The organism is Nitrososphaera sp. (genome assembly GCF_013388945.1).
Taxonomy (GTDB): domain Archaea; phylum Thermoproteota; class Nitrososphaeria; order Nitrososphaerales; family Nitrososphaeraceae; genus Nitrososphaera.
This window is the reverse complement of the sequence record NZ_JACAEH010000007.1, coordinates 13,620-28,687: the sequence shown is the minus strand read 5'-3', so window position 1 is coordinate 28,687 and position 15,068 is coordinate 13,620. Positions and strand designations below refer to the sequence as shown.

19 protein-coding genes and 1 tRNA gene are annotated in these 15,068 nt (G+C 55.6%); 11 read left to right on the top strand and 9 right to left on the bottom strand.

What is annotated here, in order from left to right; all coding sequences use genetic code 11:
* The first annotated feature begins 62 nt into the window (after positions 1 to 62).
* Together HXY31_RS04685 and HXY31_RS04680 are read left to right on the top strand one after the other, a co-directional pair.
* The gene (locus HXY31_RS04685) at positions 63 to 698 is read left to right on the top strand and encodes a ubiquinol-cytochrome c reductase iron-sulfur subunit (RefSeq protein WP_292640268.1); all 636 of its coding nucleotides are present in this window, start codon (positions 63 to 65) and stop codon (positions 696 to 698) included.
* A gap of 46 nt (positions 699 to 744) precedes the next feature.
* Complete coding sequence (locus HXY31_RS04680) at positions 745 to 1,242, top strand: winged helix-turn-helix domain-containing protein (protein ID WP_292640265.1); 498 nt, start codon at positions 745 to 747, stop codon at positions 1,240 to 1,242.
* A 20-nt stretch (positions 1,243 to 1,262) separates the two neighbouring features.
* Here HXY31_RS04680 and tes read toward each other — a convergent pair whose 3' ends face one another.
* A complete protein-coding gene (tes, locus tag HXY31_RS04675) occupies positions 1,263 to 2,966 on the bottom strand; it encodes a tetraether lipid synthase Tes (RefSeq protein ID WP_292640262.1) in 1,704 nt (567 codons plus the stop codon).
* A 163-nt stretch (positions 2,967 to 3,129) separates the two neighbouring features.
* Between tes and HXY31_RS04670 the strand changes: the two genes are divergently transcribed.
* The 4 genes from HXY31_RS04670 to HXY31_RS04655 all read left to right on the top strand — a co-directional run bounded on the left by HXY31_RS04670 (position 3,130) and on the right by HXY31_RS04655 (position 6,043).
* Entirely contained in the window at positions 3,130 to 3,906 is a 777-nt protein-coding gene (locus HXY31_RS04670) for a TrmB family transcriptional regulator (RefSeq protein ID WP_292640259.1), read from the top strand.
* Positions 3,907 to 4,018: 112 nt separating this feature from the next.
* Positions 4,019 to 4,402, top strand: coding sequence for a metal-dependent transcriptional regulator (locus HXY31_RS04665; RefSeq protein ID WP_342816368.1), 384 nt, complete (start codon positions 4,019 to 4,021; stop codon positions 4,400 to 4,402).
* Between the two features lie 157 nt (positions 4,403 to 4,559).
* Positions 4,560 to 4,988, top strand: a complete 429-nt coding sequence (locus HXY31_RS04660; protein ID WP_292640254.1) for a hypothetical protein — start codon at positions 4,560 to 4,562, stop codon at positions 4,986 to 4,988.
* Positions 4,985 to 6,043 carry an mRNA surveillance protein pelota gene (locus HXY31_RS04655; protein ID WP_292640251.1) on the top strand — a complete coding sequence of 353 codons (1,059 nt, stop codon included), beginning with the start codon at positions 4,985 to 4,987 and terminating at the stop codon, positions 6,041 to 6,043. Before HXY31_RS04660 ends, HXY31_RS04655 begins: the two co-directional genes overlap by 4 nt.
* On the opposite strand, the gene cutA is transcribed toward HXY31_RS04655, so the two are convergent.
* The gene (gene cutA, locus HXY31_RS04650; RefSeq protein ID WP_292640249.1) at positions 5,996 to 6,352 is read right to left on the bottom strand and encodes a divalent-cation tolerance protein CutA; all 357 of its coding nucleotides are present in this window, start codon (positions 6,350 to 6,352) and stop codon (positions 5,996 to 5,998) included. The two genes, HXY31_RS04655 and cutA, sit on opposite strands and share 48 nt — an antisense overlap.
* 26 nt (positions 6,353 to 6,378) lie before the next feature.
* Entirely contained in the window at positions 6,379 to 7,545 is a 1,167-nt protein-coding gene (locus HXY31_RS04645) for a hypothetical protein (protein ID WP_292640246.1), read from the bottom strand.
* 95 nt (positions 7,546 to 7,640) lie between these two features.
* Between HXY31_RS04645 and HXY31_RS04640 the strand changes: the two genes are divergently transcribed.
* From HXY31_RS04640 to HXY31_RS04630, 3 genes are all read left to right on the top strand, one after another.
* Positions 7,641 to 8,672, top strand: coding sequence for a DUF354 domain-containing protein (locus HXY31_RS04640; RefSeq protein ID WP_292640244.1), 1,032 nt, complete (start codon positions 7,641 to 7,643; stop codon positions 8,670 to 8,672).
* Between the two features lie 49 nt (positions 8,673 to 8,721).
* Positions 8,722 to 8,814 (top strand) — tRNA-Gln (locus HXY31_RS04635).
* 41 nt (positions 8,815 to 8,855) lie between these two features.
* Positions 8,856 to 9,824, top strand: a complete 969-nt coding sequence (locus HXY31_RS04630) for a D-glycerate dehydrogenase (protein ID WP_292640242.1) — start codon at positions 8,856 to 8,858, stop codon at positions 9,822 to 9,824.
* Here HXY31_RS04630 and HXY31_RS04625 read toward each other — a convergent pair.
* From HXY31_RS04625 to HXY31_RS04600, 6 genes are read right to left on the bottom strand one after another with little or no spacing between them, the layout of a single operon-like run.
* Positions 9,821 to 10,318, bottom strand: a complete 498-nt coding sequence (locus HXY31_RS04625; RefSeq protein ID WP_292640239.1) for an acyltransferase — start codon at positions 10,316 to 10,318, stop codon at positions 9,821 to 9,823. The two genes, HXY31_RS04630 and HXY31_RS04625, sit on opposite strands and share 4 nt — an antisense overlap.
* Before the next feature lie 4 nt (positions 10,319 to 10,322).
* On the bottom strand, positions 10,323 to 10,589 hold the full coding sequence (locus tag HXY31_RS04620) for a Trm112 family protein (protein ID WP_292640236.1): 267 nt from the start codon (positions 10,587 to 10,589) through the stop codon (positions 10,323 to 10,325).
* Complete coding sequence (locus HXY31_RS04615; protein ID WP_292640235.1) at positions 10,586 to 11,527, bottom strand: Gfo/Idh/MocA family oxidoreductase; 942 nt, start codon at positions 11,525 to 11,527, stop codon at positions 10,586 to 10,588. Before HXY31_RS04615 ends, HXY31_RS04620 begins: the two co-directional genes overlap by 4 nt.
* Positions 11,521 to 12,438, bottom strand: coding sequence for a branched-chain amino acid transaminase (locus HXY31_RS04610; protein ID WP_292640233.1), 918 nt, complete (start codon positions 12,436 to 12,438; stop codon positions 11,521 to 11,523). The genes HXY31_RS04615 and HXY31_RS04610 overlap by 7 nt, the downstream gene beginning before the upstream one ends.
* A 34-nt stretch (positions 12,439 to 12,472) precedes the next feature.
* Positions 12,473 to 13,081, bottom strand: coding sequence for a hypothetical protein (locus HXY31_RS04605; protein ID WP_292640231.1), 609 nt, complete (start codon positions 13,079 to 13,081; stop codon positions 12,473 to 12,475).
* Between the two features lie 60 nt (positions 13,082 to 13,141).
* On the bottom strand, positions 13,142 to 13,399 hold the full coding sequence (locus HXY31_RS04600) for a DNA-binding protein (protein WP_342816369.1): 258 nt from the start codon (positions 13,397 to 13,399) through the stop codon (positions 13,142 to 13,144).
* 173 nt (positions 13,400 to 13,572) lie between these two features.
* Between HXY31_RS04600 and HXY31_RS04595 the strand changes: the two genes are divergently transcribed.
* Positions 13,573 to 14,049, top strand: coding sequence for a hypothetical protein (locus HXY31_RS04595; protein ID WP_292640226.1), 477 nt, complete (start codon positions 13,573 to 13,575; stop codon positions 14,047 to 14,049).
* 32 nt (positions 14,050 to 14,081) lie between these two features.
* Positions 14,082 to 15,059 (top strand): methyltransferase domain-containing protein, encoded by a 978-nt coding sequence (locus tag HXY31_RS04590; RefSeq protein WP_292640223.1) that lies wholly within the window; start codon positions 14,082 to 14,084, stop codon positions 15,057 to 15,059.
* The last annotated feature ends 9 nt before the right edge of the window (positions 15,060 to 15,068 follow it).

Below are 15,068 nucleotides of genomic sequence, written 5' to 3'. Positions count from 1 at the left end.
ATAAAAGATTTTGTCCAAACGTTTGGACCAACCGTTAAATCGATTTTTCCACAAATTTACTTGTGGAGCCGGGGGTTGGAGTAGCGTCGCGCAGGGTGTCAAGGAGGGATTTCATGAAACTCATGGCAGCATCCGGCATCGCCATGACTTTTGCCCCGTTTGTCGAGTGGGGCAGGTATCTGCCAAACCCTTCAGGCAACGAGGCGGCAGGCAAAACCAAGATAGTCTTGGCAAGCGGAGTTACCGCAAACATCTCTAGTTTTCCAGTAGACCACGCAGAAGTGGTCATCTATCCCAAAACCAATGACCCCGTGCTCAACAAGGAGGCTTTCAGGACGTGGCAGCTGATAAGGCTCCCAAAAGAGATGGGCGGAAGCAAGAACGACGCCACGGCGTTTCGCCTGTACAGCATGGTCTGCCTGCACCTGTGGTGCCTGTGGAGGTATTACCCACGAAGGCCTGACGCCGACGACCCGACAAAGATTGTGGGCGGCAACGGCGCCTGCCCCTGCCACGCAAGCACCTACGATGTTTTTACGGGCAAGGCGTACGGCGGGCCGGCGGCTCTGCAGGCGCCACCTGCAAATGTGCTCCCGAGGCTCGAACTTGAGGCAGATCCGGCAGGCGACCTGTGGATACTGCCTCCCAGCTGGAACGTCAGAGGAAACGGGATAGTGGGCTATGGAAGATACCTCTAAAACCTTTTATCCAAAAAACACTATAGATAGTACAAGCGCGAGCACCATGAACGCTGCAAAGACGGCGAGCGTCATCGTTGCGCTTTTCACGGCCCTCACCCTTGCGCATGCAGCTTTTGTCGACTACAGATCTGGAGCGTCCGACGCAAGGGCAGAAGCAAAACAGCTGAACCAGATGCAGTACCTGCAGACACGCAAGTTCGGGATCGAGTGGCACTCTTTTCTCGGCGAGTGCTTCCGCGGAAAGACCAGGCTGGCTTGGACTGGAAGCGGCATGTGTGCCGGAGTCTATGAGTTACTTGTGCAGATGAGGGGCGGCCCCACCCGAGCGAGGATCCTTGCCCTGCTTGCAGAGCCTAAAAACAAGCTCCAGCTTGCAAACGAGCTTGGAATAGACTGGAAGGCAGTCGACAGGCACGTGGAAAAGATGCGGGAATTTGGCCTGGTGCAGGTCGCAGCTATAGCAGGGACGTGCACCGTCTATGTTGTGACAGAAAAAGGAAAGCGTGCGCTTGCGCTAGCGTCTGACTGTCAAAAAGGGTAAAAGAGGAAAAAGGGTGCGCTTTACGCGCCTGCCATGTTGTTGCGCAGTTCCACTCCGCGGTGGTCGTCGTTTGCCATCGCGGCTTCCCTGTGCATCTCCGAGAGCGCGCAGCCCATCTGTGCCTCTGGCTTGCCGCGCCTCATGAGGCCGCGGTAAAGGCCCGCTTCGAGCGTCTGGCCGTGTGCCTTCTCCCACTCTTCCACAGGGATGCTGTACTTCTTCTGGATGCGGTCCCTGTACCATTCCGGAATGACGTTGAAGGCGCAGAAGGGGATGATCCTCAGGTCTGGAGTCAGGTAGTGGATATCACATCTCTGGAGCCTTTCAAGGTCTTCATTGTACTTGTCCTGGAAGTGCATCATGCCCAGGAACAGCGACCTTACGTGCCAGTTGCCGACAGAGTCAAAGCTCTGCTTCATCAGTATGCTAGAGAACATCTTTGCCAGGTCGAGGCCGTGTGGCTGCTTTTCCTTGTCAACAAATGTCTTTAGCTTTCTGACCACTTCAAGCATGGTCCAGTAGCGGTTTGCGCCCGACTTTATTTCGTCGGCCTTTTCTTCAAAGTATTCAAGCACGCCCTTGATGTCGACAAACGAGGTCAGAGGCGTCATCTTCTTTGTCTGCGTGTCTTCAAAGACGTACGTGCCTGCGCCGCATGCGAAGTGTATCGACAGCTCGTACTTGGGCTTCTTGCTGAACGCCTCGATGATGTTTGTCATGGGCATGCACGAAGGTACCGGGAACCAGGCGTCCTTGGTTATCTCGCCGTTTGTCTGCTCCTCGATGCGCTCGATGCAGTCGGGGATCGTTATCCTGTATTTTTCGCGCTCTTTCTTGCCCATCCTGCCTGTCAGAGACACCGGCTGGAAGTTGACCGCATGTACGACGTCCAGGTTCTTCTGGGCAAAGCGGATTATGCCTCCAAGTTCGTGGTCGTTGATGGACTTGATGACTGTTGGGACGAAAACGACTGTCATTCCGCACTTGCGGGCCGATTCGAGTGCATAGGGTATCTCCCAGTGGTTCTTGGGGTTCGTCCTCGGCGTCACACCGTCAAAGGACAGGTAGAGGTTGTTGACGCCGGCGTTTCTCACCTGGCGCATCGTCTCAGGCGACATGGCAAGTTTTATGCCGTTGGTGTTCAGTTGCACATGGTCGACGCCCTCCTCCTTCATTATCTTGATGAGCTCTGTGATGTCGTCGCGGAGCATCGGCTCGCCTCCGGTTATCTGGATAGAGTTGCCCGCAATAGGCTTCTCTGCCTTCAGGGTCTTCATCATGGCCCTCACCTGCTCGTGGTTTGGCTCGTAGAGATAAGCGCCCTCGAGGCCCTTCTTGACGTAAAAGAAGCAGTACCAGCAGGTCAGGTCGCAGCGGTTGGTGATAATCATGTTGGAAAGTCCAGAGTGCGAAAGGTGGTTGGTGCAAAGGCCGCAGTTGTTCGGGCACGCGCACTTGTCTATCATGACGTTTGGCGCATGCGCACCCTTGCCGTCCATCCAGTACGTGCTGAACTTTTTGTACATTTCGTATGAACCGAAATAGAGTTCCTCGGTTTCACCGTGGGTCGGGCAGGTCTTGCTCATGAAAACCTTGCCATCGCGTTCAAAAACCTCGGCGTCAAGTATCATGTTGCAGTCAGGGCAGATGCTCTGCGTAAAGCGTATAGTCTTCCTTGCGGCAACATTCTTGCTCGATACATTCGAGATCTGTATTAGCTCCATGCTACTTTCTATACAAAAAGTTCCAGATTTTATATATAAAGATAACCTACCAAATACTAGTGGGAATGGGTGACAGCTTTTTTACCCCTTTTCGGGCCTTTTCCCGCCTCATTCGATTGTTGATGATAGGTATTATATAACGGCGTAATAAAACTTGACTAGTTTGAGCATCAGCGACAGGTCGAAAAAGGCCATGGAGGACCTGGGCCTGACGGGCTACGAGATACGCGTCTACATTTCGCTTTTGGAATCCGGCGCAATGGCGGCTTCGTCCATATCCAAGCAGTCTGGCGTTCCATATTCAAAGATCTACGAAGTCCTGAACAGCCTTGAAGAAAAGGGCTGGCTTGAATCTGACAGCTCCCGCCCGCAGCAGTTCTTCCCAAGGTCGCCTTCGACGGCGCTCGAGGCCATGAGGATGCGGAGCGAGAACAACTTTCGCGACAGCCAGGCTGCCATCGTGAACGAGCTGATGCCCATGTACACGAAAAGCGGCATCAAGGAGCGCCCAGAGATCTGGGTCGTCCGTGGGATATACAATATCGCTTCAAAGGTCGGAGAGATTGTGCAGAACTGCCAGCAGGAACTTTTGGTCGCGCTCCCAGGCGTTGCTGAAGGCATTGCCAAGCAGATGCAGCCGGTCCTGAGGACCCTGCACGAGCGTGGCGTCAGGATAAGCGTCCTTGCCTCCGACGAGACCAATCCCGACGTCGTAAAGGCGATCTCTAGGGTGGCAGACGTGCGCCTGAAAAAGGTCATGTTCGGAGGCGGAGTCATAGGCGACGGCAAGCACGTCGTGATACTTCTCGGCGAGAGCATAGGCGAGCGTGGCATGGTGGAGCCTATAGCCATCTGGGCCGACCATGCGGCGCTTGCGGGCTTTGCCAAGGACTACTTCCAGTACCTCTGGGACGACGCAAAGGCAAGGAAAAAGCCCTAGAGATAAGGTTAAAAGGTATTTGCAATAACTTTAGCCGGAGCCATTGGAGTCTTTCAAGTCCGCGCCCGACGAGGAACTCTTCATAGGGACCGCCGAGTCGGAACACGTCGAGATGTACCTGAAGGCAATCTGGTACATCCGCGAGCGCGGCGACGAGGTCAAGATAAGCTCTATCGCAAAGATGCTCAACGTCACGCAGCCGTCAGTCGTGCAGATGCTGCGCAAGCTGAACGGCTCCAACTTGGTGCGGTACGGCAAAGGATCGGTTGAGCTGACAGCGGAAGGCGACAGGATAGGCAAGCAGATGATACGCAACACGCGCCTTTTAGAAGTCCTGATGAAGGACGCGCTGAAGATAGACATCGACGAGGAGATGGTCTGCGGCATAGAGCACCACATGAAGAACATCTTTACCGACGCGCTGTGCACGCTCTTGAAGCACCCGAGGAAGTGCCCGCACAACCACGACATACCAAAGGGCCGCTGCTGCCCATAGTTTTTTAGTGCCGGCGCCAATCTTCAAGCGGATGGTCAGACAATGACAGGACTAGCCCTACTGACGTGGTGAGGAGGATCTTGAGTAAGGAGTTTGTCCATCCGCTCAAAATTTCTCACAAGCTTGATAAATGACTACATGTCCTTCATAGTTGGAAATGGTTCCAATAGAAACTACGTGTTCTCTGGAAAGTTTCAGGAAATTCATCATAGTAAGCACGTGCCGGTCGTTCATACCTGAGAGCTACCTCCGCGACTTTGAGGTGTTCCCCGAGCGCGAGGAGGGGCCGGGAGCCATATACATCGAGGCAGCAGACAAGGTCACGCTGAAAAAGATCCGCGAGATGACGTTTGTAAACGCCAAGGAGATCCTAGGGATAATCTACTCTTCAAAGTCAGGCAACACGCAGCTAAAGTGGAGGCAGACTCGCAGGCGCTCCGGCAAGGTGCAGGGCACCGCGTCGCCAAACGCGCTTGTGAACCTGGTTGAAGCCGGCGTGCTGACGCAGGAGTGGGTCGACCAGTACCTTGCTTCAACCAAGGAAGCCGCGCCGGAAGGCCAGGAAAACGCTGCCCAGCAAGCATGATAGTAAAGCCAAGCCAGGCATCTGCCACCGCATTTTTCGTGATACCCGAAGACGCCGACGACCTCTTTACCCTGAGGCGCGTGGTTGAGCAGGGCGATACTGTGATCGCCGACACGACGAGGGTCGTCAAGCAGGAAACCGAGTACGGCAGGCCGGACAAGGGCGAGCGCGTCAAGGTCAGGCTCACCATCAGGGTAGACAGGGTTGAACTGGATTCGTCTGTCGACAGGCTGCGCATTGCAGGCGCGATAATTGCGACAAGCAACGAGCTTGTCTCCAAAGGAGTCCACCACGCGCTGTCGGTCCAAGCAGGCGACCCGCTCACAATAGACAAAAACCGCAGGTGGCAGGACGTGGAGCTGAAACTTCTGAGGCGGTCCGGCGACGGCTCGTCGTTCATACTTGTTGCCATCGACACGCAGGAGGCGGCAGTCGCAAAGGTTTCCGGCACCCACGTCAAGGTGATACCAAACATCTATTCAGGCCAGAGCGGCAAGCGCTACCAGACAAAAAACGTCAGCCTCGAGACGTTTTTTGCGGACACCGCCAAGCTCGTCGCCTCGGTGCTTGGCGAGTCCGACAAAGTCATAGTGTTCGGGCCGGGCGAGACCCGGCGGCGGTTCTACAATTCCTTGGACAAGCACGGAATCCCAAAGGACAGGGCGCAGGTGGCAGACGGGGTCGACGTGGCAGGCGAGGACGGGATTTTCGTGTTTTTGCGCTCGCCGGCGATGAAGGAGGCAATGGGCGCAAGCAAGCTTGCGACGGTCTCTGCGATGCTTGACCGCGTTATGCTGATGGTCAACAGGGGCGAGAACAAGTTTGCCATGGGCCCGAAGGAAGTTGAGGACGCAGTCAGGATAAAGGCAGTCGAGTCGATAATCTTTTCCGACTCGATCTTTAAAAATTCCGACGAGGGCGCAATCGTAAAGATGCTGAACGCGGCTGAAAGCCACGGCGCGGCGACGTACGCCGTCGACTCGTCTACCGACATAGGCATGCGTGTGTCATCGCTTGGCGGCATCGTTGCGCTTCTTAGGTTTGCCATCCGCTGAGCCTGCAAGCCACTCCATGTACGGCTTGGCGACGTCGGCCATCTTTATCTCCACTATCTCGGGCACGTCGTATGGATGGAGTTTTGCTAGCTCTTTTTTCAGCGCCTTTGAACTGCTTTTCGTCGTCTTGAAGAGCACTAGACACTCGCCGTGGTCCTCGACCCTGCCCCGCCAGGCGTAGATGGAGCGCACGGGTGCAAGGTTGGCGCATGCGGCAAGGCCGGCCTCGACCAGCTTTTTTGAGACGTCGTGCGCCGCCTGCTCGTTTGCAAAAGTAGAGATGACGATTACGCCCTTTTGCTTGCCCATCTTTTTTCAGGTACGGGCCGGCGTATTTAACCCTGCACAGTCTCGCACATCGGGTTTGCCTTTATCACTATCAGGTCGTCGCTCTGCGCGTTTTTCGACGACACCTTTTCAAAGTCTGCCTTTGAGCAGGCGATGACGACTGTAGTCTTGTCTGTATGATAGAGATCAAAAGTCGGCCCCTGGTGGCGCTCCACGTCGCCGATGTAGTCGCGCACCTTGGTTTCAAGAGCCGACAAGAGCTCCATCTTGTCGCCTCGCATCTCGTGCGGGTCCATGGTCCAGGCTATTGCCACTTTTGTCCTGCTTGCTTTCAGGTCGCGCTTTTTTAGAGTCGCCCTCACCTGGTCGATGAGATGCTTGACATAGCCCTCGATTCCGCGGATGCTGCCGTTTACGAGGTACATGAGCGGCCCTGCGCCGTCAAGCGACGAGCCGATGACTCGCAGATCGTAGAGCCCCGATGTCACGTCGTCTATGAATAGCTCTGAAAACGTGCCGTGCGCAAGCTCGTCAGCAGGCACGCCGCCGTCGGCGGCCTTTTTGCAGACTTCGAGAATGCTTGCCATGCCGGAATAATGGGAAAGGGTGCGGATGACATGCGACAGCTCTGCAGACGCTGTATCAATAAAGCCCACCCTGCGCTTGCCGTCATAGTCTGCCAGCATCTTGGCAAGCGTCGCGTCCTGCTTTGACCGGACAGAGCCTACCAGGTTCTCGGTGCCTGCCGCCACCTTGCTTGCAGGCATGTAGTAGTACGAGATGTCCTTGTCCACTTCCATGCCTGTTACGTGCTCGACAAGTGCGATGTTTTCGCTGTTTCCCCCCACGCCGGTAGGCAGCATGTACACAAGCGACGAGCCTTTTTTCATGGCCTTGACGGCGTCCTTGAACTTGGCAGACACGTCGGCCTTGACTTCTGTTCCCACTTTGCGTATCCTTGGCGCAAAAAAGACATACGACGCCGCGCTCACGGCCACGTCCATAGGCTCAAGGCCGAGCAGCGGCTCGTCTTCAACAAGCGAGCCCACGTCCGGGTAGGTGCGTGCGATGTCTGCCTTGAGCGTTATCGCGTTTCTGAGCGACTCGTCGATGAGCGAGACCTTGGCGCCCTTGACCGCTATAGACGACGCTATCCGGTAGCCCTCCGTGCTGAGCCCGTACACTGCAACCGGCGGAATAGCTGCTGCGCTCAAAGTATGCCTTTAGCTCCCCCGAACAATCCGCTATATACTCGTTCTCACCCTTAAAGAAAAGGTTTTTCCACTGGCGCGGTCTAGTGTTCAGGCAATTGAAGATCTGGTTTGACGTGCTGACGCCAAAGCAGGTGATGTTTTTCAGCCCTGCAGTGTCGCTCCTGCGCGAAAAAGGTCATCAAGTCCTGTGCACCTCCCGCCAGTACAGAGAGGCAGTGGAGCTTGCGCGGCTGAAAGGATTTGCCATGGAAATAGTGGGCAGGCACGGCGGGGCTGACAGGTACGAAAAGCTTCTCGCAAGCTCTGAAAGGACGCTTGAACTTGCAAAGGTGGTGGGCAGGTTTGGCCCGGATGCTGCTGTCACTTTTTCTTCTCCGGAAGGCGCGCGCGTCGCCTACGGCCTTGGCGTCAGGCACGTCGGCTTTAATGACTCGCCACATTCGGAGCCGGTGGCACGGCTGACTGTCCCTCTCATGAGCAGGCTGCTGTGCCCGTGGGTGATACCCTATTCTGCGTGGACAAGGTACGGGATTGCAAGGAAAAACATAACGCGGTACAGGGCGCTTGACCCCGCCGCGTGGCTCAAGCGCATGCCGGCAGGCGAGACCACAAGAGAAAGGAAAAAGGTGCTTGTCAGGCTCGAAGAAAGCAAGGCGTCTTATATCGCAGACAAGGGGCTTGCAAGCCTGCCGCTTGTTGACGCTGCGATAAACGAGTTTTCAAAACTTGCAGACGTGCTGGTGCTGTGCAGGTACCACGACCAGATAGAGGAAGCCAAGAAACGCTATGAAGGAAAGGCGCAGGTCGCAGAGGACGTGTTTGACGGCGCGATGCTCATAAAGGGTGCAAGCCTCTTCGTGGGGGCAGGCGGAACCATGAGCGCCGAGGCCGCGCTTTTGGGCGTTCCCACGATATCGATAGCGCCGGTGAGGTTCTACGTCGACGACTACCTTGTCAGGACCGGCCTCGTGGCAAGGGCGCGCGACGCCAAGTCGCTTGTCCGCACCGGCAAAAAGATGCTGTCAGACGAGAAGTTTGGAAAGAACCTGAGAAAGAAGGCGGCAAGGCTGCTTGCGTCGATGGAGGATCCGACGCAGGTGATGATCTCTGCAATAACAAAGCACTGACAATCATCAGGATTATAAAGACCAGATTGGCAGTGGAGTTACGCCCGGAAGCCCGGTGGAGGAATTATTTTCCGCCGAATGTAGTGGCCAAGCATAGGGGCCTTTGGAGCCCTTGACCCCAGTTCGAATCTGGGCCGGGCTATTTTCTAAAAATTCATAACGCCGCGCGTACGACCGGCATGCGTGAAGAGTGTTTACGTGACAAGGAGCCTGCCCGGGCCGGCACTTGGCGAGCTCGCCAAGAGGTGCAAAGTCACGCTTCACAGAAAGGCCCTGCCGCCTTCAAGGAAGGAGCTTCTGAAAAACGTGAAAGGCAAGGACGCGATCCTGTGCATGCTTTCTGACAGGATAGACAAAGAGATCATGGACGCGGCAGGCCCGCAATTGAAGATAATCAGCTCGTACAGCACCGGCTTTGAGCACATCGACGTCGAAGAGGCTACAAAAAGGGGCATTTACGTGACCTACACAGCAGACATACTGGCAGAAGCAACAGCCGACCTCACGCTTGCGCTCATACTTGCCTGCGCCCGAAACGTCGTGCAGGGTGACAGGATGGTGAGACAAGGCAGATGGAAAGCGGGCTGGATGCCCGACCTGCTTCTGGGTCAGCAGGTGCACGGTGCGACGCTCGGGATAATTGGCCTTGGAAGGATAGGCTCTGCTGTTGCCCGGCGCGCAAAGGGCTTTGGCATGGACGTGCTGTACTACGGCAGGAGACAGAAGGAGCAAGGGCTTGCCACATACGCAGAGCTTGACGACCTTCTTGCGCGAAGCGATTTTGTTTCGATACACGCGTCGATGAACGGTGCAAGCCGCCACCTGATAGACAGGGAAAAGCTGCGAAAGATGAAGCCGACTGCATTTTTGATAAACACCGCAAGGGGAGCAATAGTAAACGAGCGCGACCTGATTGTGGCGCTGAAGAAGGGCCAGATAGCAGGCGCCGGCCTTGACGTGTTTGAAAAAGAGCCGCTGCCAAAGTCAAGCCCGCTTGTACGGATGAAAAACGTTGTGCTCCTGCCGCACATCGGCAGCGCATCAAGGCAGACAAGGCATAGGATGGCAGAAGTAGCCGTAAATTGCGTTCTGGACGCCCTTTCAGGCAAGAGGCCCGACCCCTATTTTCTTGTAAACCCTCAGGTCCCCTAGGACTCCCAGGACTTCTTTTTCCTGTCAAACTCTTCTCTGTTGTAGGCGACCTTTGCCGGGACGCCCATCACCACCATGTTTGGCGGAACGTCCCTTGTGACGACGGAGCCCATGCCAACTACGCTGTTCTTGCCTATCCTGACGCCGGGTGCGATCACCGCGCGTGCGCCTATCACGGCTCCGTCCTCGACCACTGCGCCCACCATCTTGGGACTCATCGGATAAGGATCGTTTGTAAAAGTGGCTGCAGGGCCTATGAAGACACCGTTTCCTATCACAGTCAGCGGCGGTATGTATGCAGAGCCTTCTATCTTGCAATCGTTGCCTATCCTGACGTTATAGTCGACGTGCGCAAGCGAGCCTATCTTGACGTTGTTGCCTATGACTGTGTTTGGGCCGACGTAGGCAAAGTGCCATATCCTGACGTTCTTGCCAACCTTGGCTTTTCTGTCGACATAGTTCTTGACGCCCTTTGGAGGCTTGTATGCTGCCATCGAATCAGAGATGCCAAGGGTTGCCCTGCCTTAAAACCTTGTCAGGGAGCTTGCCCTGCCACTTGCTTAGAAAGTCGGTGTCGCGCTTTCTCTCACGCAGTTCGTCTGGCAGCATGACAGGTATCCCGTCGATTATTGGGTAATAGCGGCCGCACTCTTGGCAGTAGAGCGCGCCCTCCTCTATCTCGTCCTTTGACTGCAGCTCGAAAAGTTCCAGAGGGTAGTGCTTGTCTATCGGGCATGCGAGTATGTCAAGCATCAGGCGCTTCATTTCAGATCCAGGTATATTGGAGAGCCGGTCTCGCTTGATAAAAGTGCTGCCTCTGCTACTCGGGTGACGTCGGTAGCAGACGACGCGTCGACCACCGGCTTTGCCCTGCCTTCGATGGACTCGATAAAGTTTTTCAGCTCAAGCGTCAGCGGCTCCTGGAAAGGCCTGCGCGGGACCAGAGTCTCGCCTGCGTGGTCTATCCTCGTCTCCTGCGTGATAAAGTCGCCGGAGATTATGCCCTCGGTGCAGACCGCGCTGAACGTGCGCACCTTCTTTGGCGTGAGCCAGTTTGACGCGATGACTGCAACTTTCTGGTTTGCAAAGCCGAGCATGATGGTGGCATAGTCTTCAAACGCATGCACGTGCTTGCCGGCCCTTGCAAACACCACGTGCGGCTTGGCGTCAAACAGAAACATCGCAGTGTCGATGTCGTGCACAGAGCTGTCAAATATTATGCCGACGTCCTTGACGCTCAGCGACGCCCTGTTCTCGCGGTGGAACTCTATCATGAGCGGCTCGCCGTACTTTTTCTCCTCCATGAGCTTTTTCGTCTCGCTCACGGCAGGGTTGAAGCGCTCGATGTAGCCGGCAGTCAGGATGACGCTCTTTCTCTTTGCAAGGAGCGACATCTCCTCGCACTCCTGCGAGGAAAACGCAAGCGGCTTTTCGACAAACGCGTGCAGGCCTTTTTCCATCACCTTCTTTGCGACTGCCGAGTGCGTCCTGGTAGGAGTGCAGACAAGGCAGCCGTCCAGTTTTTCGGAAGCCAGCATGTCGTCGACTGAAGAATACGCCTTTGCACGGTGCTTGCCCGCGATTTCATTTGCGCGCGCAGGATTTGCGTCGCACACTGCTGCAAGCGAGCCAAGCTCGGCTAGCACCCTTGCGTGGTTCTTGCCCCAGCCGCCTACGCCGATGACAGCCGTCCGGGCTACCATACGGGCGTCAGCCAGCCCATGTATTCCCTGACGCCGCCGGTAACGATGCGCGCATAGGCCTCGCGTATGCTCCGCGTTATGTGCCCTTCCTTGCCGCTTCCGATGGCATGGCCGTCGACGCTAGTTACTGGCACAATCTCTGCGGCAGTCCCGGTGAGGAATATCTCGTCTGCCATGTACAGTTCGGCCCTTGGGATCGGGCGCTCTACCACCTCGTAACCCATGCCTTTTGCTATCGCCATGGCAGACTCTCTGGTTATGCCCTCAAGCGCCGAGTCTGCAAAGAAGGGCGTGTAGATCTTTTTGTTCCTGACTACAAAGATGTTCTCGCCGGAAGCCTCGCTGACGTTCCCGGCCATGTCAAGCAGTATCGACTCGTCGTAGCCGTTGCGGTGGCTCTCCTGCGTCGCAAGTATGGAATTAAGGTAGTTTCCTGCCGCCTTTGCAAGCGGCGGCGTCGACTGGTCGCTTATGCGCCGCCACGAAGAGACGCAGGCGCTGATGCCCTCGCCCTTGAAGTACTTTTCAAACGGAAAGGCGATTATCACGGTGTGCGTAGGCGACTTGTCAGTCACGTTGAGGTCGATGCCGTGCAGGCCGACAAACGTGAGCGGGCGGATGTAGACTGACTGCTTCATGTTGTTCTTCTTCAACAAAGCCACTGTAGCGTCGCACAGCTCCTTTACAGAGTGGTGTAATGCTATCGAGTAGACGCCGGCAGACCGGCGGAGCCTCTCCACGTGCTCCTTTAAGCGAAAGACGTAGACGTTGTCCTTGGACGCGTAGCCGCGTATGCCTTCAAAGACCGCGGTCCCGTAGTGCATGGCGTGGGTGAACACCGGCACCTTGGCATCTTCCCACTTGACGAACTTGCCGTCGAACCAGATGTACTCCCCGCCCTTTTCCTTCATGTAGGACTGGGATTTGCACTCCGCTTTAAAAATGTCACTTGTAGCCCTGTTTTGGGAACTTCATGCCCATGACGCGCGAAGTGGCGTCCTCGGATTTTGCAAACTTTGTCACGACGTCCCAGTTTGCCGCTATTATCTTTGCCACTGCTTCCGGCACCATCCCGCGCCAGCCGTTCTGTTCCTTCTGCCCAAGAGCCTCGGCGTACAGCATCTCCTTTACCGACGACGCAGATATGTCAAGCCTCTCGGCCTTTATTGGGTTTAGGCGGTATATCTTGAGCATCAGGCGCTCTGCCTTGTCGCCGGTGTAGCTGACAAAGTCGCGCTCCTCTACGTGCGACACAATCTGGTTTCGAAGCTCCCACGACTTTGACGACAGGAGCGGCGGCATGTACTTTGAAAAAGGCGCGTAAAAGGTATAGTCGGGGAGCACCTTGACCCTGTCCCCAAAGACTGCCTCGACCATCTGCTTGCGGACCTCGAAAGAGAATGGGAAACTTTTCGTGTTTATCTCGACATCGCCTTGCACAAAGCGCACAGGAAAGACGTACACCTTGTAGTTCCGAAGAAGCGTCGATATTATCTCCTCGTGCGCCTTTGTCAGCGGGTTCAGGTGCGCAAGGTAGATGGCAGCTGTAGCCATTTTCTGCTAACCATAGAACAGAGCAATATAATATAAGTCAAAAAGAGGAGCCGTGCAGGCTCAGGCTTTCTTTATCTCGATCTCGATTGTGGAGACGTTTCGGGTTCTTCCGTCCTCGGACTTGACCGTCTCCGAGCCTATCCTCACGTCGCCTATCTTGTAGCCGGCGCTCTCCATCCTCTTGATGGTTATCTGGGACACGTCGACTGCCCTGCCGATGCTGAGGCCGCGGGCCTTGATGGTGACAGTCGGCTGGTTTGCCAGCTGGATGAGGGTCGAAGTCACGTACGCCATGAGCGGCTTTTTGCCGATGTAGATTGTATCGTGTGGCCCGTCCCTTCTTTCCGGCCTCTGCGGGGTGGCTTGTGTTTGTGGTGTGCTTGGTTGTCCGTCTGGTGTGCTAGGTGCTTCGGTCATGCAAAGAAAAGGGGCACAGGGCTAATTTAAGTCAACGGTAGGCTACAAATACTCCTCAATGGCAAAAAGTCAGGTTGCCTGACAGGATCAAGTGGAAGGTGGAGTATGACTACACCTACTACAAGGTCTACGACGGAAGCGGCGGGCTTGCAGGGTACTTTTTCCCGCACTACGGGAGCATCGTGCCTGAAGAAAAGGAGGACGAGATAATCGAGCAGATGAACAAGAGGCACGAAGACGTGCACGAAGGCACCCTGCTTGTCCCCATGGCAAAGCTCGACCTGCTCGACCACGAGGAGGGCGTGGACATCGACTACGCCATTGGGTCGCTTGAGGCAAACCTCGCAAGGTCAAAGGACTGGAAGGGCTGGATTGCAAGGCACGCAAAGGAGTTTTCCATATTCGGGTCAGGCGTGCACACTGCAAGGGAGGACAGGAACATGCTTTCAATAGCGATAGGCCTCAGGGGCAGGATAACGCTTGGCGAAAAAGAGGTAAGGGAATTTCTGGCGCCGCTCCTTGACCGGCTCCACCAGGACGGGCTGCTCTAGGCTATATATGTGGCCGGCCACGACGGGAAGCCATGAAGGTCCAGTTTGCACACCACCTGGTCTGCCTGCAGCACAGCGAGCGGCAGATACGGCTTGAACTTCAGTCGCTGGCGACTGGACAGAACGAGAACGAGTGCACCGAAGGCTTTTTGAAGTGCCCCGAGTGCGGCACACGCTATCCGATAATTCAGGGCGTGGCAATAGTAGTCAAGGACTTTGCCGCCTACGCCGCAGGCAGGTCGCACACGTACGGCAAGTGGCTCCTTGAAAGTTCCACCAAGGAAATGAAGGAGTTCCTGAAGGAGAGCGGCTCGAAGCTGACGCCCAGCACCACCAACGACAGGTACGAGGAGGGCGGCAGCTGGTTTTTGCCCTACAGGTGGACCCAGTACGAGCACACCGAGGAGGACAGGTTCTTGAAGCACATGAGGTGGCACCTGCGCCCAAACGAGGTATACAACAGAGTAGTGCACGGCATAAACTCCAACATGGACGGCGTCGTACTGGACATGGCGTGTTCCATGGGGTACAGCACGCTCCTTCTTGCTCAGAAATACGCGTTTGCAATAGGCATCGACCTGTCGTTTTCGTTCATCAGAGAAGCGCGCAAGAAGATGATGGAAAAAAAGCTCGGCAACGTGGAATTCTGCGTAGCCGACTCGCTTGCGCCGCCGTTCCATCCAAACAAGTTCGACCTGGTCCTTGCAATCAACCTGCTCGAGCTTGTCGACGCGGAGAAACTGTTGGCGTCGATACACTGGCTGTTAAAGCCGCACGCAAGCACGATAATCGCAGACCCCTACGACTTTAACCGCGACCCGCCCCCGAAAAAGATCTACGACGGCCAGTCGTTCCGCCGGCTCGTCGAGGACTCGGGCTTTGAGATCTTTGAGAAAAGCAGCAAGAACGAGTCCTACATCCCGTGGGTCCTGAAGGTGAACGAGCGTGCCTACCTCTACTATTTTGTGGACTATTTGAAGGCACAGAAGAGATCGAAGGAAAAGTTCTGACGAACCGTT